This is a genomic window from Peptococcaceae bacterium (assembly GCA_024655825.1).
Lineage (GTDB): Bacteria > Bacillota > Peptococcia > DRI-13 > PHAD01 > JANLFJ01.
Genome location: JANLFJ010000047.1, coordinates 1 through 19,648, shown reverse-complemented (window position 1 = coordinate 19,648; position 19,648 = coordinate 1). Strand labels below are relative to the sequence as shown.

Genomic DNA, 19,648 nt, shown 5'->3' with positions numbered 1-19,648 from the left:
TTTTGCCGTTTAATAGCTTCTCTCTCATCAAGTTTCTCATAAATATCCATCCTTTATTTTAGGAAGTGTTGTATAATTGTTGTATAATAGTCTGGCGAGGGTGTTGCTTTATATAATAATGAGGGAGGATGTCCCGCGTGGATATAACAGAATTTAGAAAGAGGCTGGAAAACGAGCCGTTTGCTGCAGTCGGAGAACTTGTTTACAATTATTTGTTTGAAATCATAATTAAGGCAAATATTCTCCCGGGGGAAAAAATCAGCACCACAAAAATTGCAGAAGAACTGGGCATCAGCCGGACTCCAGTCAGAACGGCGCTTGATAGGCTGGCTAACGAAGGGTTCGTCGAAAGGACCGATCGCAAAGGATTTCGTGTGCCTCCATTGAACATCAACGATGTCATTGAGTTGTATGATTTCCGTAAGATAATTGAAGGCAATGCGGCCTATATTGCGGCCAATACAATGACCCTGGAAGAGATGTGCGAGCTTGAACAGCTGATTCAAAACACAAAAGAACTGGTACAAGCTGCCGATCCCTTTAATTGGATCAACTTAGATGCCAGCTTCCATAAAAAAATAATTCTATTCACCCACAATAAGTACCTCATCAATGCCTTCAAAAATATTGAAACCAGGATGAACAGGTACAAATTTATCCTTACCACTTACAATCACAATCATAAAACGGATATTCTCAGAGGAGCCGACAAGCATATCAGCATCTTTAAGGCATTAAAGAACAGGTTTTCGCAGGTAGCCAAAAATGAAATGATCGAACATCTGGATCATGTATTTTTTTCAATGCTAAGACTGAAAATGAACGGTAAATAACAACCCCTGACCCGTTGTTCTGTAATATCGTTACAGTTTAGTCCCAGTTCTGGTGCCCAAGATTTTTAACCCTCTTGCTCTGAACACAGCCCGCGCGTTTGGGATAAAAAACATCGAGAATGCGAAGAGTCCCATCCCCGATCTTCTTCTCTATGCCGTGCTCGGCATTCGGCGGCACAACCATATAGCATCCTTCGCTCATTTCGTATGACACCCCGTCGCATATGAAACTGGCTTTCCCTTCTAAAATGATGACCATCTGTTCATAATCGTGCTTGTGCGTGTTAGTTTCAGGTTCGGAAAAAATTTCTATGTATTGAATGGTCACGTTTTCCGAGCCCTGAAAGAAATATGAACGTCCTCCCGGCCGGCTGGTATCCGGTTCGGCTTCATGATAGTCAAACAGTATCGGTTTTGCCATGTTTTTCGCCCCTTCTTTTGAGTAATATGAGTTATATTTTTATAATTTTGATATATTTGTTTTTGGCAATAAAATATTAACGCCTGTTAATTAATAGTGTCAATTTATGTGCAATACTCAACAATATATCGGTATATTCACCGGAAGAAGTTCATTTTTGTACACTACGGTCAATTTCTGCACTTGGATATATGCATTTGGATTGGGATGGCATGGCGCCTCTTAACCTGCCAGGTAAATAAAACGGGCGTGAACGCAGGAAGGAGGAATCTCCGTGGTGAGAGATTCCTCCTTCCTGCCTGGAAGCTAAAGGCCAGGTATGAAGAATTTATTGATGTTCAATATTCCACTTTCATCAGGCACAGGCCTTGCGGCGGCAAGGTCATTCCCGCCTGCTTGCGCTCCCCGCTTTGCAGGAGCAAGGGAACGGACTCCGGCTGTCGTTTGTTCATCCCTATTTCGAGCAGGGTGCCGGCCATGATCCTGACCATGTTGTAGAGAAAGCCGTCGGCCGTCACCGTCAAAAAGATGAGCGGGCCTTTTTGCTCCACCGCGAATTCAAACACCGTGCGCACGTGATTGGCAACCCTCGCGTCTTGGGCGCAGAACGCTGAGAAATCATGAGTGCCCAGGAATAAACCGGCAGCAAGGCTCATTTTTTCCTTGTCCAGTGGTACTGGAACATGGTAGGCGTACAGCCGCCAGAACGGCGACAGGTGACGGTCGTTGTATATTGTATAGCGGTACGTCTTGCTTTTGGCGCTGAACCTGGCATGAAACCCGGGCGAAACGTCCTGCGCCTCCCACACCACAATGTCGCGGGGCAAAAGCGAGTTCATGGCCAACGGGAACCGCTCCGGAGGTATTCTGGTGCTGGTTAAAAAGTTTATCACCTGCCCCCGGGCATGTACGCCGGCATCAGTTCTTCCAGAACCGATCACTTTGACTTTTTCACCGGTGAGGATGTAGAGGGCCGCTTCCAGCTCGCCCTGTATAGTTTTCAGGCCGGTCCTGTTCTGGACCTGAAAGCCGTGGTAGTTTGTACCGTCATAGGCCACGGTCATCTGTCAAAAATTAAACGGAAATCAAAACCCCCATATTTCGTGGTTCGCTTCCACCAGTTCCACTTCGCCGCCCTGTTCCAAAAAAGACAGGACTTTTTCCATTTCCCTTTCCAACAGCATCCTGCTGCCGGCAACCATGGCGATGCCGAGCCGGGAACTCTGCCACAGGTCCTGGTCCCCGACCTCGGCTATGGCCAGGCCGAAACGGTTCCTGGTTTTTTCCAGCAAGCTTTTGATGATGCTCCGTTTTTCCTTTAGGGACCGGGCTCCAAAAATGTGCAGCCTCACGCTAAGCACGCAGACAAACATGGCCGTCCTTATTCCCCGAAGGAAATGCCCACCGCGCGGGCGGCCTTCACCAGTTCTCCCTCAGGGTCGACCTTTTTCAGCTGCTTTACGGCTTCTTCCAGGGGTACGCTGGCCAGGTCCTTGCCTTTAAGGGCCACCATATGGCCCCAGGGCCCTTCCGCCGCCATTTCGGCAGCCCTGACCCCGAAACGGGTGGAGAGGATGCGGTCGAAAGCCGTGGGACTTCCGCCGCGCTGGAGATGGCCCAGCACGGTGACCCTGGTTTCCAGCCCGGTCATCTTGGCCAGGCGGTCGGCGACCAGCTGCCCGATGCCGCCCAGCCTCACAGGGTCGGTGCTCTCTTCAACCGTCCTGGCCACAACCATCTGTCCTTCCTTTTCAGCCGCTCCCTCGGCGACGACGATGATGCTGAACAGTTTCCCGCCGGCCCTGCGCTCCTCGATTTTTTCGGCAATCCTGGACAGTTCAAACGGTATTTCCGGGATCAGGATCACGTCGGCCCCTCCCGCCAGCCCGGCGTGCAGGGCAATCCAGCCGCCGTACCGGCCCATCACCTCAAGGATCATGATGCGGTGGTGGGACTCGGCCGTGGTATGCAGTTTGTCCAGGGCTTCCGTGGCGGTGGTCACGGCGGTATCAAAGCCGAAAGTCACGTCGGTGGCGAACAAGTCATTGTCGATTGTTTTGGGAACGCCTATCACCCTTACTCCTTTACGGCCGAGTTCGTGGGCGATATTCAGGCTGCCGTCGCCTCCGACAACGACCAGGACGTCTATTTCCAGCCCTTTCAGGTGCGCGATGGCCTGGTCGGAAACATCGCGGTAAACCGTCCGGCCGTTTTCCTTTACCGGGAAACGGAAGGGGTTGTCCCGGTTGCTCGTGCCCAGGATCGTGCCCCCGCGGTGCAATATGCCCGATACGTCAGCCATTTCCAGTACCCTGTACCGGTTGGTTATCAGCCCGTGAAAACCGTCCAAAAAACCGATCACCTCAAGACCGTAACGGGAACGGGCCGTTTTCACTATGCCTCGCAGAACCCCGTTTAAACCGGGAGCGTCGCCGCCTCCAGTCAAAACGCCAATCCTTTTTACATTCCCCAAAACGGCACCCCCTGTTATCCAATTTTAACCATTTACAGAAGAGACCACATTTCTTCCCAGACCAGCCTGCTGGCATGCGGCGCTCCAAGTTGTCCGGTCATTTCCAGCATATGCCTGCGCCGCAGCGGGTTGGACCACAGGCTCATTATTTCGGGCACGAGCATGTCCAGTTTGCGGACCTTGACAGCGGCTCCCCTGTTGAGAAGGTAATCCGTGTTGCGGTCCTCCTGGCCCGGCAGAGACGAATAGATCACCAGTGGTTTGCGCATGGCCAGGACTTCCGCGGTGGTCACACCGCCGGGCTTGGAAATGACGAGATCGCAGGCGGCAATTACTTCGGCCATGTTTTCCACAAAACCAAAGACCTTCAACCGGGGCTGGTCGAGCCCGGCCAGCGCCTCATAAAGCCGCCTGTTTTTGCCGGCAACCACCACCACATGGAAAGAAGCGTTATTCAAGAGTTCCCGCGCTATAGAATCGATTTTCCCCATGCCCAGTCCGCCGCCCGCCACAAGAACGGCCGGCTGCGAGTCGAGCCCAAGCTGTTTCTTGGCTTCTTCAATGTTGAATTCCCGGCCAAACTGGCTGCGGATGGGTATCCCCGTGGCCTTAATCTTTTCAGCCTTTATCCCGTGCTTTAGAAGGTTGTAGGCCAGGTCGGGCGCACCGAGGAAATAGCGGTCAACGCCCTGGTGAATCCAAAAGCTATGGACGTGGAAATCGGTCACCGCCGCCGCCAGGGGGACTTTTACCTGGCCCCTCTCCTTGAGGACGGACAGTATTCCGGTGGGGAAGGCGTGGCTGGTTAGGATGACATCAGGGTTAAAGTTCCTCAAGAGGTGCTCCAGCTTGGTGGAAAGCACCTTGGAGAGAATCTGGCCCAGGTCAACCAGCCGCTCCCCGTTTTCGGCCTGCTCATAGAGGTAGCCCCAGACCCGGGGAGTAAATTTCAGCGTCTCTATATAGCTGCCGAAAACGACTTTGTGCAAAACGCTGTTGATATACTGAAACGTGTCCACAATTTCCGCAGTTGAGCCCGGCACTTCTTCGAGCAGCCTTTCTGCCAGCGCTTTAGCCACAGAATCATGGCCGGAACCGATGGAAACAGAAAAGATCAAGACCTTCACCGGGCTGGACGGTCTTACCATTTATTACTCCTCCATGTCCACCGCTTGCTGGTGTGTGCTTCTCCGCTCGCCGGAGCGCGCCGCGCAGCATTCCATCAACGGGCAGCGAGCGCAAAGAGGGCTGCGGGCCCGGCATATTTTCCTGCCGTGCCAGATCAGCCAGTGGTGGGCCGCGGCCCATTTTTCGCGCGGAATGAAAGACGTCAGCTCTCTTTCCACCTGAAGAGGCGTCGCCCCGCCAGCCAGCCCCAGCCGCCTGGCCACCCGGAAAACATGGGTGTCCACTCCCAGCGCCGGGATTCCGAAAGCGCCGGCCAGAACGACATTGGCCGTCTTGCGGCCGACCCCGGGCAGTCTCATCAGCGCCTCCCTGTCGGCCGGGACCTCCCCTCCGTATTTTTCCAGCAGGATCCGAACCGCGGCCAGGATGTTCCTGGCTTTGCCGCGGTACAGGCCGCACCCCCTGATTTCCCGGGCCAGCTCCTCTTCCGAAAGGCCAGCCATATCGCCCGGAGTGGGGTACCTGGCAAACAGGCTTTTCGTAAGCCTGTTCACCTGGCGGTCCGTGGTCTGGGCGGACAGCACGGCGGCAACCAGGAGCTCAAACGGGTTTTTGAATTCCAGCGCCGTGGCCGCGCCCCGGTATTCTTTTTCCAGTATCTCCAGAACCCTTTGTTTTCTTTCTTGCATAATGCTTTTTCTTTCGCCTGGTTTATATTGCGTTTATCCTGCGCCGGTCCTTGGCTTTCACTGCTGCTTATAGGTGGAAAGAAAATCGCCCAGCTTGTTTAGTGCATCCGTCAGCTCGTCGACGGGCGGCAGGAACACTATCCGGAAATGGTCCGGTTCCGGCCAGTTAAATCCTGTACCCTGCACCAGCATGACTTTTTTCTCCTTCAGGAAATCCAGGATGAACTTGAGGTCGTCGGTTATGTTGAACTGCTTGACATCCACCCGGGGAAAGACGTAGAAGGCGCCCTTGGGTTTTGTGCAGGAAAGACCCGGTATTTTGTTGACAAGCTCGTAACAGCAGTCTCGCTGCTTGGCCAGCCGCCCGCCGGGGCGGATCAATTCGGTCAGGCTCTGGTAGCCGCCCAGCGCCGTCTGGATGGCGAACTGCGCCGGCACGTTGCTGCACAGGCGCATGTTGGACAGTATGTTCAAGCCTTCGATATAGTCGCCAGCCGCATCCTTTTTGCCGCTCAAGACCATCCAGCCGGTTCTGAAGCCGGCGATGCGGTGAGACTTGGAAAGGCCGCTCATCGTGACAATGAGCACGTCGTCGGCCAAAGTCGCTGCCGAGATATGTTCAGCGCCGTCATAGAGGATCTTGTCGTATATCTCGTCCGCAAAGACTATGAGGTCATGCTGCCGGGCTATCTCAATTATGTCCTCCAGTATTTCCCGGGGGTAAACGGCGCCGGTGGGGTTGTTGGGATTGATGACTACGATGCCCTTGGTCTTAGGCGTCACCTTTCGCCTGATGTCTCCCAGGTCGGGGTTCCAGTCCGCTTTCTCGTCGCACCTGTAGTGGACGGCCTTCCCGCCGGCGAGATTGACCGCCGCGGTCCAAAGCGGGTAATCCGGGGCGGGGATGAGGATTTCGTCGTCGTTGTTGAGCAGCCCCTGCATGCTCATCATGATCAGCTCGCTGACCCCGTTGCCGATATAGATGTCGTTAATATCCACTCCTTTGATCCCTTTTTGCTGGTAATATTGCATGACCGCTTTGCGGGCCGCAAACAAACCGTTTGAATCGGCGTATCCCTGAGCGTTGCGCAGGTTGATCCTCACGTCGTGGATAATCTCGTCGGGAGCATCCAGGCCAAAAGGCGCCGGGTTCCCAATATTCAGCTTCGTTATCTTGTAGCCGGCTTCCTCCATGCGGCGGGCTTCTTCCATCACGGGTCCCCTGATGTCGTAGCATACGTTTTCCAGCTTGTCCGATTTTTTAAACCCCATTTTTATGCCCCCTAGCAAGAATATTTAGTTGTTATTTTATCACATTCTTGTTAAAAATCCAGTGAGTTCAAGAATTCTTCCTGAAACAGCGGCGACAGGGCAAGATCAATGCATCTCATACGCTTCCTGGCTTGCTCCAGGACATCGAGAAACGGTCCCTGCCAAAGCGAGGCTTTCGCCCCCGTCCCGGCAGCATTGCCGGCTGCCACAACCTTTGCGGCCAGGGCCGGAGGCAGCAAACCCAGCCGGCAGGCGTTTTCCACGTTTAAAGAGCTGCCGAATCCTCCCGCCAGGTAAACGCGGGATATTTGGGCCGGGGTTATGCCCATTTCCCGGCATAAAACGGCGGTCCCGGCCTGAACGGCCGCCTTGGCCAGCTGCAGCTCCCTGATGTCTCCCTGGGTCAGGACAAGGCCCGATCGTTTATCAATCAAAAAAGCGGCCTGCCCTTCATGCTTAACAAGCCGGTCCAGGAACCTCTCCCCACGGCTGCCGGCCAATTCTTCCTTTTTTTTCAGCCGGCCTGTATGATCGATGATCCCGTACCTCAGCAGTTCTGCCACCGCGTCGATGAGGCCTGACCCGCAAATGCCCACCGGATCGCGGTTGTCGATGGTCGAATACCCCTCCTCGCTTTCCAGGCGAACATGGTCTATGGCGCCGCTCACCCCGCCGGTGCCGTGGGTGATCCGGCCGCCTTCAAAAGCCGGTCCGGCAGCAGCGGAACAGCACAGCAACCCGTTTTTGTTGCCGAGAACGATCTCGGCGTTGGTACCGATGTCGATCAGCATCAGCATTTCCTGCTCTTCGTCCACCATGCCGCAGACCGCCGCCGCAGCCAGGGCGTCGGCGCCCAGGTAGGCCGAAACTGCCGGGAGCGTCAGGACATACCCCTCAGGGTTTATGCTTATACCCGCCGCACCCGCTTTGGCGCAAACCGCCGCGGTAAAGGCGGGAACGAATGGTGCCCGGGCCAGGCTCAGGCAGGGAACCCCCCAGAACAGGTGCAGCATGGTGGTATTGCCCACCACTGCCGCTTCGTAAATCTCCGCGGGCGCAACACCGCTCATGTCACACAAACGCCCGATGAGGCCGTTTATTTCTTCTGTTGCAAGCCTGCGCAATTCCGCCAGGTTGTTGTCACCCGCGGAAGAAAAGGCGATCCTGCTTATCACGTCGGCGCCGTAAATCCGTTGCGGGTTTAAAGCTGAAGCAGCGCCCAACTCTTCCCCGGTTTCCAGGTCCAGCAAATAGGCGGCCAGGGTGGTGGTCCCCAGGTCAACCGCCAGCCCGCACACCCTTTGCCTGTCTCCGGCCGCAGCTAAGTCAAGCAGCTCATGTCCCCGTACTACGCAGCCGATCCCGTTCATCTCGAGCAACTGCAGTTCACCAAGCTTTCGCAACGTGTGCGGTGCCGCCTCCAGGTCGACCCCGGCTGCCTCCGCCAGACGCCGCAACCAGTCTGTGGCTTCTCCCGCCGTGGGCGGGGCGATGTGCAGCGGCGCCAGCCTTTTTACGCGCGGCACAAGCGTACCATATACCTGCAACCCGGTGGCTGTCACGACCCTGGCATTGTCTTCTTCACGGCATGGTCTCACGCTCATATCCCGGGTAACGTTGATGAAACAGGCCAGGCGGGCATCTGCGGCAGCGTTCTTTTCCCGCAGCAGCCTCCGTTCGCCTTCGCTTTCCGGGACCTGGCCGCTGTCGTCCAGAACCACCTGGCACTGGCCGCAAGCGCGGTTGCCGCCGCAGGCGTTGGAAAGCTGGATACCGTTGCGCGCCAGCACCCGAAAAAGGTTTTCACCGTGGGAAGCCCAAACGGTCTGCTGTTTCCCGCCGGTTATCACCGTGACCCGGTGCCGGCGCTGAGAGCAGCCCTGAAAACCGCAGCCGGCGCAGGTATGCTCATCTGCCGCAGCCGTATTTTCTTCGACCACCCCGTAAGCCATTGTTAGCGATTTCACAGGAACCATCATACAGTTTTCGTTCAGTATTACCCCGGCTGCGGCGGTATCCAGCAGCTTAAAAAATACGCGCTGTTCTTCCAGTGCCCAGCCGTTTTCGCCCGGCGAAAAGCGGCGGGTCAACCCCAGCCCGCGACGGCCGTATTCGCCTGCCAGCCCTTGCCAGAACCGGCGGTTGACGTTATACAGGCCGGCGGTTCCCACGGCGTCGTAAAGCAGCGCTAAAAACCCGCCCGGTTCCTTAACGCGCCGGGCCAGCAGATCCTGGTACGACTCCCCGAGCGTCGATACGGCCAGGACCAGGAACCGGCTCTCTTTAAGCCCGCCGACAGGGTGTTCCCCAGAAAAGAAAAGGCCCCCCGGTAAAAGAAGCCTGCCCTGTTGTTCATCCACCGCAAAAGAAAATTCGTCGTAAACGACAGCCGGTTTAATGAAGGTCGAAGCCTCTTCAACGGCTGCTTCCACCTCGGCCAGGACCCGTTCTGGAACAGACCCGCTGTCCTGATAACCCAGCGCTTTGAGAACCTGGGACTTATCCGCTGCAAAATCAAACCTCAACAACATAATACCACCCGCCCTTGAGTACGCAGTGTTTCGAGAGCAAGCCCGTTCATTCTCCCCGCAAAAGAGCCGCCCGGCGGTGCGCCGCCAATCCTTCCACACCGGCCAGCCGGGCGCTGTGCTGATACAGGAGCGCAGCCCCCTCCCTGGTCACTTGCTGATAAGACGCGACCTTGAGAAAGGTCCCGGGCCAAACGCCGTTGCTGAACCGCGCGCAGCCCATGGTGGGTAGGATGTGGTTGCTGCCGGCGACATAATCTCCGAAGCTCTCCGAGGCGTATTGGCCTATGAACAGCGCGCCGAAATTCCGCACCCGCAAGGCCAGCTCCTCGTCGCGGATGGTATGGATTTCCAGATGTTCCGGAGCAAAAGCATCGGATATTTCAACCGCTTCCTCCAGCGATGCGGCCAGGATGATCAGGCCGTTGTCCTCCCACGATTTACTTGCGGTTTCGGCGGTAGGCAATTTTTCCAGCTCCCGGCGGATGATGATTTGCACCTCTTCAGCCAGCAACCGGCTGGTTGTCACCAGGATACCGCGCGCCGATGGGTCGTGTTCGCTCTGGGCCAGCAAATCCAGGGCAATGAAACGGGGGTCGGCCGTATCATCGGCAATGATCAGCACCTCGCTTGGCCCCGCCAGCATGTCGATCCCCACCTCGCCGCTCACCTGCCGCTTGGCTTCGGTCACGTACCTGTTGCCCGGCCCGACGATCACATCGACCCTCTTGACGCTCTCCGTCCCGTAAGCGAAGGCGGCCACCGCCTGGACCCCGCCCAGGCAGTAAATCTCATCGGCCCCGGCGATGTCCAGCGCCACCAGGACGGCAGGGTGAATACCGCCAAATTCCCGCGAAGGCGGAGAACAGGCGGCAATCCTTTTGACGCCCGCGACTTTAGCCGGGATCACGGACATGAGGGCGGAAGAAGGCAGGGGATAACGCCCGCCGGGCACGTAAGCCCCGCAGGACTCTATCGGTATAAGCCGATGGCCCAGCGTAACCCCCGGCAGGTTTTGGCATTCCAGCGGTTTCAGGCATTCCAGTTGCCGCGAGGAGAAAAAGCGGATCTGCTCCGCCGCAAATTTGAGGCTTTCCACCGTTTGCGTGTCAATTGATTCATAGGCTTTGTCCAGTTCGGACCGGTCAACCCTAATTCTGTCCACATCAACGCCGTCAAACTTCCGCGTAAGTTCAATTATAGCCCTGTCTCCGCCCTGTTTGACCATGTCGAGCAGAGCAGCCACCTGTTCCGAAACCTTTTTCCGATCAGCCGGTTCGCTGTTTTTGGCTTCCTTCAAAAATATCATTGGTTATTACTCCTCCTTGCACCTCAGCAGTCCTGTTCCAGCCAGGCCAGCACCTGCGAAAAATCGGCGAACGGCAGGGCGGGTATGCCCTGGTCGCGGCAACAGTCAAACAGCCCGTGTTTGGCAAAGACGACCTCGGCGCTCCCGGCCGCGCACGCGTCGGAGCAAGCGTCGCCCACAAATACCGACTGCCAGCCGTCTTTCTTCAGGGACTGCAAAACCTTGCGCTTACATGTGCCGCACTGTCCACAGTCCGGGTTAAAATGTCCGCACTCGATGCCGTACCTCCCGTTTTCCGCGATAAGCCTGTTGGCATAAACAGGCAATCGTTCCAACCCGTACCGGCGCAGCAGGTAGCTGATCATCATCTCGTATCCGTCACTCAGGATGTAAATCTCATATCCCTTTTTTTCGCAGCAAAACACAAAATCCCGGAAATACGGGTCGATTTCAACCGTTTCCAACAGCCGGTAAATATCGCTTTCGGAGGCATCAAACAACCGGAAGGTGAGGCGGGCGCACTCCCGGGTGGTGATCTCCCTTTTTTCCCAACGGTCGTTGATTTCCCGCCAACCTTCCCGGCAGAAGGTTTCAACTGCCTTTACGACCACGTCGTCCCTGGTTATGGTCCCGTCAAAATCGATAAAAAACTGGCGCCGGACGTCAACCACCGTCATGACCTGCCCACAGCCTTTTCAGTTCCCGGGCGGCCGCCCGGATGTCCTGCCGGCCAAAAATGGCGGAGATGACGGCAGCCCCGTCGGCCCCTGCGTCCTTAACCCCTTTGATGTTCGTTTCGTTGATGCCGCCGATCCCTACCACCGCTATGCTCACTGCCCGCTTGATCCTCCGCAACCCTTCCAGGCCTATTGGTTCGCCGGCGTCAGGCTTGGTGCCCGTGGCGAAAACCGCCCCTGCTCCCAGGTAATCGGCGCCCAGCTTTTCCCCCGTTCTAGCCTCTTCTTCGTTGGCGACCGACCACCCGAGTATCTTGCCCGGCCCTATGATCCGCCTGGCCACTGGCAGCGGCAGGTCGTCCTGTCCCAGGTGCAGCCCGTCCGCATCCACGGCCAGCATGATGTCCAGGCGGTCGTTGATGATCAGCGGGATGCCGTGTTTTTTCGTCAGTCTCTTCATTTCCAGGGCAATATCGTAAAACTCGCGCGGCGAAGCCACTTTTTCCCGCAGCTGGACCACGGTCACTCCTCCCAGGATGGCCTCTTCCACGGCCCACAGCAGGTCTCGGCCTTGCAGCAGCGGCCTGTCGGTGGCCAAATAAAGCGAATAGTCAATATTCATATGCTTCCGCTCCTTTCAGGCCTGTCAGGACAACACCCTCGTCTTCCGTCCCTCGTCCAACTGCTGCTGGCTCAGTCCGGCCGCCGCGTCGAAAAGCGCCGCCTTGAATGTGCCCGGCCCCTTGATATGCGGCGCCCGGGCCGCGATCTCCCCGGCCAGCCCGAAAGCGGCTAAAGCGTCAACACAGGCTGAGAACGCGTCTTTTTCTATACCGCAAAAACAACCGATCACCGAGGCCGCCATGCAGCCGGTGCCAACCACCGCTCCCATCAGCGGATGGCCATTGGCCACCAGGGCCACCCTTCGCCCGTCGGTCACCAGGTCTTCCCTGCCGGTTACAGCCACCACGCAGTTTTCCCTCAACGCCAGGCTGCGCGCGACCCGCTCCATGTTTTCATATTCGCCGACCGACTCCACGCCCCTGATCTTGCCGCCAGCCCCGGCCAGGATGCTGATCTCGGCCTTGTTCCCTTTCAGGACCGCCAGCTTTACCTCCGCCAGGATCCTTTCCGCGCTGCGGGTTCGCAGGTCGGTCGCTCCTACCCCCACCGGGTCCAGCACCACCGGGATCCCCAGCTCGTTGGCCGTTTTGCCGGCGATCAGCATGGCCTCCACCTGGGGCAAAGACAGGGTCCCGATGTTCAGCACCAGCGCCCCGGCCGCCGCCGCCATCTGGCCGACTTCTTCCGCCGCATAAGCCATCACCGGCAGTCCCCCCATGCTCAGGGTGATGCTCGCGCAGTCTCCCACCGTAACATTATTGGTGATATGATGAACAAGAGGTTTCATCTCTCTTACTTTCCACAACAGCCCTTCGGTCATGGCACTGCCCCCTTTTTCTTTGTATTCCTGCGTATTCCAGCCCATTTTTGAAAAACCGCCATCCAACCCGGATCGCGGCTAATAGCTTATAATCACAATACCATCATTTCACGACAAATTCAATCCTTGGCCACTGCTGCGTTATCCTCTGACCCGCCGCTACGTCTGCCAGGCTCAGCGGTCCGTCACCATGGTGGCTTCGCCGTATTCCTGGAGCAACCTCCCCAGGACCTCGTAAGGCATCAGCACCAGGGGATACTCTTTGCCCCAGTTGTTAACGATGCCCACCGCCTGCATTCTGTCGGAGGCACGGTAGACGCACACGGCGTGCCCGCCCCTGATGTAACCCAGGTTGCCCAGCCCAATCCAGTAGGAACCGCCCACTTTCTGCGGAACGTCAAAATTGCTGTACCAGTTTACGCCCAGGGTCACCGGAACACCTGCCGCTATAACCGTGCGCACCTCGTCCACGGTACGCGCCCACCTGTTTTCAGCTATTCCTTCTTCCAGCGACGGCGGCTTGCAGACGCTACGCAGGATACGAACATGCCCGGTGGTCCTCAGCACATCCATCGCCGCCCTAACCGACGTCCCATTGTTGTCGCCGGGATTGGTCTCCGGCCACTCGTCCACCTCCTTGGCCCGCGACCACAGCCACCTGGCGTCATAAAAACGGCGGTTCAGTATCGACATCATCCAGGAGGAGGCAAACCCCACGCAGGCCCCTTCGCTTTTCTGGTCGTACTTCTCGCGGTAGGCGGGAAGGTCCAGGGCGCGCTCGACCGAAGCCACGGTTCCCGGCGAAACCGCCGCGTAAGGATACCTTTCCACGTGCTTCCAGTCGGACGGCACGATCCTGCCCAAACTGTACGGCATAATTGCTCATCTCCTTGTCCATCATGAATAATTAACTTCAGTCAGTGCCCCGTTGCCCATTATGCCAACAGTTTAGCATATTATTCCGTATTTTGTCTATTTTTCATTTTTTTCGGCAATGCGTGTCGCAGCTTTACCATCTCAGCCAGAGGTTCAGCAGCAGCATAATCACCGGCTGGTGAGCCAGGTATATCAGCAGGGTTTTCCTCCCCGCCCGGTTTAAAATTGTTTCCGGCAGAGAAGTGCTGATTAAGCTTTTCCGGTCCGAATACAGCAGCTTGCCGGCCGCCAGCCCGCACAAAAAAATCCCATACCAGGGAATAAGCGGGTAAAAATCAGCGGAATGAAAAGCCGGCGTTGTAAGGCCCAGAAAAAAGAAGCAATTGTGGCTGACAGTTACCGCGCGCAAGAGGGGAGATGCGGCCGTCACCGCCACACCGGCGGCAAGCAACAGGAAGGGGTTAGCCCTGTTGACCGGCGGCGCGGCCAGGATGCTTACCCCTAAAAAATGCAGGATACCGAATTTAATTCCATAATCAGTATTGTACAAATGGGTCGCTGCCGTGATAGCCGCGGCGATGCCCAGCAGTTTAAAACCCCTGGCCAGGTTGTTCCCGGCCAGGGTCGCGCTTATGCCCGCGGCAAAAATGAACAGGGTTCCCGCAGCCTTGCCCGCAAAATAATTGAAACCGCTTTCGTAGGTTACAGGATACCCAAAAAATTCGTTTAAATCATAAATGACATGAAAATAAATCATGAACACCAGGGCTATGCCCCTCAGCATGTCCAACTCCCAAATCCGGCCGTTCCTCGGCATTGTCTCCACCCGCACCCGTCGTTTCATGTCTTCCCATAACAATAATAACACAAATACCACATATCGGCGCATAACTTGATAGCCTCGCCCCCAGATCGGGACGTTGGCCCGCGGCCGGCGTTCATTAATAATAATGGTAGCTAGACTTATCTGCCCAGCGAGTGCCGTTCGTACGCCTTGATCAAGTCGCTGCGGGTAATGATGCCCACCAGACATCGGGGGTTCTCAGCCGTTACTACCGGCAAATGTCCAATGTCATGCTTTCGCAGCAGGCGGAATGCCTGATCCACGGAGTCTTCCGGCTGTATGGTGGTCAGGCGGGTACTCATGACATTTTTGACGGGAACATCCATAATGCCCTTCACCGGCATCTCCCGGATGTCCTGGAGGGCAATGATTCCTACCAGCTCGCCTTGGCTGTTCAGCACCGGGAAACTGTTGTGTTTGGTGTTGTGCATCTTTTCAATTACGTTGCCAAGCTGTTCGTTGTCATTTACTGTTACTACCGGGGTGGTCATTATGTCTTTTATTAAAATCTGCTTCATCAGGTTTACGTCTTTTCCGTCTTCCAGGTTTACTCCCCGACGGAGGAGTTTGATGGTATAAATAGAACCCTTGCTCAGGCGAGAAAAAATCAAGGTGCTGAAAACAACAGCAGTCATTAAAGGAAGCATAATTGAGTAATCCCTGGTCATTTCGAATATTATTAATACTGCTGTTATTGGAGCCTGGGTCGTTCCGGCAACCACGGCGCCCATGCCGGCTATGGCGTATGCGCCGGGATGCACGACGATTTGGGGAACCAGTCCCTGTGCGAGGAGTCCGAAAGACCCACCGAGCGTCGCGCCAATAACCAGTGATGGTGCAAAAACCCCTCCCGAATGCCCAGAACCCAGGGTGATGGATGTGGCCAGTATCTTGACCAAAACTACTGAGGCCAAAGTATAAGCGGAATATTCGCTGTTGAAAGCGGCTTCGATGGTTTCATACCCGACCCCCAGTATTTGTGGATAATACAACCCCAGTAGCCCGATGATCATTCCGCCAAAAACAGGCTTGAGATAAGAGGGGACCCACTTCCACATATTGAAACAGTCCTCAATTTTATAAAGCGTTTTAACAAACAATACAGCTGCCAGGGCTGCCAAAACACCTAGCAGAACATAGAGCAAAAGCTCGAGAGGATGATTAAGACCGTACGACGGCACACTGAAAGCGGGCGTGTTGCCTATAAGAATCCTGGCCACAAAAGAGGCAGTTACCGAGGAAACCACAATGGGAATAAAAGTGGAGGCATTGAACCTTCCCAGGATCACTTCCTGCGCAAAAATAACACCTGCCAGAGGAGCGTTGAATGTGGCCGATATACCGGCGCGGCGGCACCGCAGCCGACAGAGGTTTTGATTCTATCCTCGCTTTGTTTGCACCATCGCGCAAGTACCGAGCCTATTCCCGAACCCATTTGAACTATTGGTCCCTCGCGGCCTACTGAAGCGCCTGCGCCAATGGAGGAAGCCGAAGCAATGGCCTTAACAAAAATGACCCTCATCCGGATAAAGCCTCCCCTCAAAGCAACGGCCTCCATCACCTCCGGCACGCCGTGACCTTTTGCCTCCCTGGCCAGGAAATGGGTCAGAGGCCCAACCAGCAGACCGGCCAGGGCCGGGACAAATATCATCCATAGGGGATACTTCAAGAAACCGAAGATTGTTTTTCCCAAGGCATGAAAGCCGTAATGCGCCCCATTAATCATCAGGCGAAACAGTACGGCGAATAAACCACCCAACACACCGATGACTATAGCCAGACCAATGACTGCCAGAGCATCGAAGTCAAAACCAACAGCTTCGCCTTGCCTTTTTTCGGTTTTAATTGCCAGACTCATTACACGACACCAACCGTCTAGAATATGGTTCAATTTAAAACAATAACTTTATGAGGCTGTAATATGTATGGGGTAATACACTGAATTTTAATTGAAGCCAGGGGAAGCACCTTGCGGGCACTGCGCCACACGCCATATTTTAGTATATAAACACCTGTTTTTTATGTCAAATAATCTCTTGTTTCTTTACCACTTCATCTCATCCGGCGGCGGAAAAACGTCCCTTCGCCCTCATCACCGGTGAAGTCGGCGCGGGCAAATCGACAGCACTGCGTCAACTGGTGTCTTTGCTAAACCCGAATAAATACCGGGTCATCTATATCAGCGCTTCTCGTATCACACCCAGACATTTCTACTGGAAGGCTTTACGTCAGCTGGATTGCGAGCCCCGGTTTAACCGGGGACAGGCTAAACAGCAACTCCACCAGGTTGTGCTTGACTTGACGGAAAATCAGCAGAAAGTACCAGTGGTCATTATCGACGAGGCCTATCTGCTTGACCGGAAAATGCTCGAAGAAATTCGGTTCCTGCTCAACTTTCGGATGGACTTGTATAACCCGATGAGTCTGATTCTGATTGGACATCCAAAACTTTATGAAGCGATCGCCCAGCGGGTGAACCTGCGCTTCCAATTGCCTCCCATGGAACAAAAAGAGATCAAAGACTACGTGGTGCATCATTATAAAGATCGCTGACATCAGTTCACCCATTTTAACCGATGATGCGTTGGACGTCGTATATGAATACGCTGGTGGCATTGCCCGTAAGGTCAATAATGTGTGTCTTGCCTACCTTATGGCGGCGGCTGTGGAACAAAAAAGGCTCGTCGACGATCACATGGTCAAGGTGGTAATTGAAAACGAGTTTGCAGCATGAGAATTTTCTTTATAGCCGGGTGGTACTTAAGAGCCGCCCGGCCAAATTTGGTGTCTGCTGCCGCGCTGCAGGTACTTGCTGACATGTCGGCGGTATTGCCGGGCCATACCCAGCACCTGACGGGACTCCCTTCCTGGGTAACGGCCAAACCGATCGCCACTTGGGGAAGATCAGGCCGATGGTCTTTGGATTGGAATGGCCTTTGGGTCCATTATACTTTTTTTCGCAGGTATTGCTTTTGATTTTCTTTGTCATCCTCGTCCTCAACTTCAAAATAAGTGGAAGTAGTATCGAAATAGAGAAGGTCCACTTCCAGGTTCAAGAGATTAGCGCCAGAAAAGAACACCTCTTCTTGCAGTTGTTCTGAAGCTTCCAACAAAAAGTCCATCGCCCTGTAGAGGTTTTGCACCGGCACTTCAGGCAATGCGGGGATATAGACGTCCTCTCGCACCCAATCTTCATAAGCTAGTTTACTGGCGGGATTTAACGCCCGGTTTGACACCATCGCAAAGATGGCTCGTTCTAGCGGCGCCTGAAACTTACGCTTTGCCAGCATACGCTCTATGGTACTCCTAATTCCCATCTTGCTCCAGAGATGATTGAGCACCCAGGCTCCACCAATTGGGCGGCTGAAGACGAAGGAAAGGGGAATAGCGCCGTTTAGTTCTGCTTCCGCCTGCAAAGCTTCTTCCGGACCTAGAAATAGGCCGATGCTCTTAACCAGTCTTTTAGGCCTCCCCTGTCAACATCCTCCTCGCGGCCTAGATTGAAGAGCACTTTTTTGCCTTGGCACAGCGGGCCACAGGATCCTACTCGTTATGAGCAAGCTGGATATAATGAACTTCGGAACCGTCTTTATTTTTGCGGGAAATAGTCCGAATATATACAATAATATATTATCACTTAAGTCAGATCGATGTAGCGCTAGGCAGTAGCGTTTCATATGGGCAGGTCGTTGGTAGGCAAACCCCACGCAGGCTCCTTCGCTTTTCTGGTCGTACTTTTCGCGGTACGCGGGAAGGTCCAGGGTGCGCTCGACTGAAGCCACGGTTCCCGGAGAAACCGCCGCGTAAGGATACTTTTCCACGTGCTTCCAGTCGGCCGGTACGATCCTGCCCAAACTATACGACATAATGATTCATCTCCTCGCTCATATAGTGTTTTTACAGGGTGTTTATTAATGGAAACCTCAGCTGATCATTATGCCAACAGTTTAGCATATTTTTTCGTATTATGTCTATTTTTGTAATTTTTTCTGGCAATATCCCGGTAACGGGATTTTTGCCGTTATTTTGACAGCCAGATGCTCAACAAGAACAAAATGACCGGCTGGTGAACCAGGTAAATAAGCAGGGTTTTCCTGCCTGCCCGGTTTAAAACGGTCTCGGGCGGCGAATGACCGATCAGGCTTTTTTTCCTCGAATACAGCAGCTTTCCAGCCGCCAGCCCGCATAAGAAGACCCCGTACCAGGGAATAAGCGGATAAAAATCGGCGGAATTAAAGGCAGGCGTTGTAAGGCCCAGGAAAAAGAAATAATTGTGGTTAACGGTTATTCCTCGTACCAGGGAAGACACCGCAGTCACCGCGGCGCCGGCGAAAAGCAGCAGGAACGTGTTGGCCCTTTTGACCAGCGGAGCGCTCAAGATGCTGATTCCCAGCAAATGCAGGATGCCAAATTTTATTCCATAATTTGCATTATATAAATGGGTCGCCGCCGTAATGGCCGCGGCAATGGCCAGTATTCTCAGGCCCCTGGCCAGGTTGCTCCTGGCAAGGTTTGAGCTTATCCCCGCGGCGAAAATGAAAAGGGTTCCCGCGGCTTTACCCGCATAATAATTGAACCCGCTTTCGTAGACCACAGCATACCCAAAAAATTCTTTTAAATCGTAAACAACGTGAAAATAAATCATCAGTACGAGGGCCAGGCCCCTCAGCATGTCCAGTTCCCAAATGCGGTCATCTCTTGGCATTTTCTCCACCTGCGTTCGCCGGTTTATATTTTTTCCGTAACAATAATAACATATATTTAACGTAGCCGTTTCTTTTCCCAACCTTTTTATTTTATCTGCATTATATAAACCGTTTACAAGAGAGGTCACGCCGGCATCCGCCGGCGTGACCTCTCTTGTAAATATTCATTAAAATACCTGTCAATCCAGGCAACAATCCTGATTGCTTTATATCCGGTCCAGTTCTTCCAGGCTCTTGCCCTTGGTCTCGTAGCCGATGGTCCAGATCAGGATAACCGCCAGGATGTAGAAGCTGGCCATGACCCCGATGGCCTTTGCCACCCCGATTATATCGGCCATTGCGCCGACCGCCATTGGGCCAAAGGTCGAACCGATGCGGGCGATGCCCATGTAGGCGATGCCCATCCCCGTTGCCCGCAGCCAGGTCGGCCACAGCTCGGAACCGTACA

23 protein-coding genes are annotated in these 19,648 nt (G+C 54.6%); 3 read left to right on the top strand and 20 right to left on the bottom strand.

Annotated features, from left to right (window positions below; all coding sequences use genetic code 11):
* Nucleotides 1-137 precede the first annotated feature (137 nt).
* Nucleotides 138-833, top strand: a complete 696-nt coding sequence (locus NUV48_13820; GenBank protein MCR4443211.1) for a GntR family transcriptional regulator — start codon at nt 138-140, stop codon at nt 831-833.
* Nucleotides 834-870: 37 nt separating this feature from the next.
* Here NUV48_13820 and NUV48_13815 read toward each other — a convergent pair whose 3' ends face one another.
* From NUV48_13815 to NUV48_13740, 16 genes are all read right to left on the bottom strand, one after another.
* Entirely contained in the window at nt 871-1,254 is a 384-nt protein-coding gene (locus tag NUV48_13815; protein ID MCR4443210.1) for a cupin domain-containing protein, read from the bottom strand.
* 338 nt (nt 1,255-1,592) lie between these two features.
* Entirely contained in the window at nt 1,593-2,318 is a 726-nt protein-coding gene (truA, locus tag NUV48_13810; protein ID MCR4443209.1) for a tRNA pseudouridine(38-40) synthase TruA, read from the bottom strand.
* A gap of 21 nt (nt 2,319-2,339) precedes the next feature.
* Nucleotides 2,340-2,627, bottom strand: a complete 288-nt coding sequence (locus tag NUV48_13805) for a DUF503 domain-containing protein (GenBank protein ID MCR4443208.1) — start codon at nt 2,625-2,627, stop codon at nt 2,340-2,342.
* A gap of 8 nt (nt 2,628-2,635) precedes the next feature.
* Nucleotides 2,636-3,727, bottom strand: coding sequence for a 6-phosphofructokinase (locus NUV48_13800; protein ID MCR4443207.1), 1,092 nt, complete (start codon nt 3,725-3,727; stop codon nt 2,636-2,638).
* A 32-nt stretch (nt 3,728-3,759) separates the two neighbouring features.
* Nucleotides 3,760-4,875, bottom strand: a complete 1,116-nt coding sequence (locus NUV48_13795) for a galactosyldiacylglycerol synthase (GenBank protein MCR4443206.1) — start codon at nt 4,873-4,875, stop codon at nt 3,760-3,762.
* Nucleotides 4,876-4,878: 3 nt separating this feature from the next.
* On the bottom strand, nt 4,879-5,544 hold the full coding sequence (gene nth, locus NUV48_13790; protein ID MCR4443205.1) for an endonuclease III: 666 nt from the start codon (nt 5,542-5,544) through the stop codon (nt 4,879-4,881).
* 57 nt (nt 5,545-5,601) lie between these two features.
* Entirely contained in the window at nt 5,602-6,816 is a 1,215-nt protein-coding gene (locus NUV48_13785; protein MCR4443204.1) for a pyridoxal phosphate-dependent aminotransferase, read from the bottom strand.
* A 50-nt stretch (nt 6,817-6,866) separates the two neighbouring features.
* Complete coding sequence (locus tag NUV48_13780; protein MCR4443203.1) at nt 6,867-9,347, bottom strand: ASKHA domain-containing protein; 2,481 nt, start codon at nt 9,345-9,347, stop codon at nt 6,867-6,869.
* A gap of 46 nt (nt 9,348-9,393) precedes the next feature.
* A complete protein-coding gene (gene hisD, locus NUV48_13775) occupies nt 9,394-10,653 on the bottom strand; it encodes a histidinol dehydrogenase (protein ID MCR4443202.1) in 1,260 nt (419 codons plus the stop codon).
* A 23-nt stretch (nt 10,654-10,676) separates the two neighbouring features.
* A complete protein-coding gene (locus NUV48_13770) occupies nt 10,677-11,330 on the bottom strand; it encodes an MtnX-like HAD-IB family phosphatase (GenBank protein MCR4443201.1) in 654 nt (217 codons plus the stop codon).
* Complete coding sequence (thiE, locus tag NUV48_13765) at nt 11,317-11,952, bottom strand: thiamine phosphate synthase (protein ID MCR4443200.1); 636 nt, start codon at nt 11,950-11,952, stop codon at nt 11,317-11,319. Before thiE ends, NUV48_13770 begins: the two co-directional genes overlap by 14 nt.
* Before the next feature lie 24 nt (nt 11,953-11,976).
* Nucleotides 11,977-12,819: a hydroxyethylthiazole kinase gene (gene thiM, locus NUV48_13760; protein ID MCR4443199.1), complete on the bottom strand. Its 843-nt coding sequence runs from the start codon at nt 12,817-12,819 to the stop codon at nt 11,977-11,979.
* A gap of 129 nt (nt 12,820-12,948) precedes the next feature.
* Nucleotides 12,949-13,650 carry a hypothetical protein gene (locus NUV48_13755; protein MCR4443198.1) on the bottom strand — a complete coding sequence of 234 codons (702 nt, stop codon included), beginning with the start codon at nt 13,648-13,650 and terminating at the stop codon, nt 12,949-12,951.
* A 133-nt stretch (nt 13,651-13,783) separates the two neighbouring features.
* A complete protein-coding gene (locus NUV48_13750) occupies nt 13,784-14,539 on the bottom strand; it encodes a DUF1624 domain-containing protein (protein ID MCR4443197.1) in 756 nt (251 codons plus the stop codon).
* A gap of 74 nt (nt 14,540-14,613) precedes the next feature.
* A complete protein-coding gene (locus NUV48_13745) occupies nt 14,614-15,783 on the bottom strand; it encodes a chloride channel protein (GenBank protein ID MCR4443196.1) in 1,170 nt (389 codons plus the stop codon).
* Nucleotides 15,780-16,352 carry a chloride channel protein gene (locus NUV48_13740; protein ID MCR4443195.1) on the bottom strand — a complete coding sequence of 191 codons (573 nt, stop codon included), beginning with the start codon at nt 16,350-16,352 and terminating at the stop codon, nt 15,780-15,782. Before NUV48_13740 ends, NUV48_13745 begins: the two co-directional genes overlap by 4 nt.
* A 233-nt stretch (nt 16,353-16,585) precedes the next feature.
* Here NUV48_13740 and NUV48_13735 point away from each other — a divergent pair, with 233 nt between their 5' ends.
* Nucleotides 16,586-17,047: an ATP-binding protein gene (locus NUV48_13735; protein ID MCR4443194.1), complete on the top strand. Its 462-nt coding sequence runs from the start codon at nt 16,586-16,588 to the stop codon at nt 17,045-17,047.
* 31 nt (nt 17,048-17,078) lie between these two features.
* Nucleotides 17,079-17,228, top strand: a complete 150-nt coding sequence (locus NUV48_13730) for a hypothetical protein (GenBank protein ID MCR4443193.1) — start codon at nt 17,079-17,081, stop codon at nt 17,226-17,228.
* Between the two features lie 211 nt (nt 17,229-17,439).
* Here NUV48_13730 and NUV48_13725 read toward each other — a convergent pair whose 3' ends face one another.
* From NUV48_13725 to NUV48_13710, 4 genes are all read right to left on the bottom strand, one after another.
* Nucleotides 17,440-17,910 (bottom strand): hypothetical protein, encoded by a 471-nt coding sequence (locus tag NUV48_13725; GenBank protein ID MCR4443192.1) that lies wholly within the window; start codon nt 17,908-17,910, stop codon nt 17,440-17,442.
* Between the two features lie 60 nt (nt 17,911-17,970).
* Nucleotides 17,971-18,360 (bottom strand): hypothetical protein, encoded by a 390-nt coding sequence (locus NUV48_13720; protein MCR4443191.1) that lies wholly within the window; start codon nt 18,358-18,360, stop codon nt 17,971-17,973.
* Nucleotides 18,361-18,515: 155 nt separating this feature from the next.
* A complete protein-coding gene (locus NUV48_13715; GenBank protein ID MCR4443190.1) occupies nt 18,516-19,199 on the bottom strand; it encodes a DUF1624 domain-containing protein in 684 nt (227 codons plus the stop codon).
* A 207-nt stretch (nt 19,200-19,406) separates the two neighbouring features.
* Nucleotides 19,407-19,648: MFS transporter (locus NUV48_13710; GenBank protein ID MCR4443189.1), on the bottom strand; the 242-nt coding region annotated here is incomplete at its 5' end.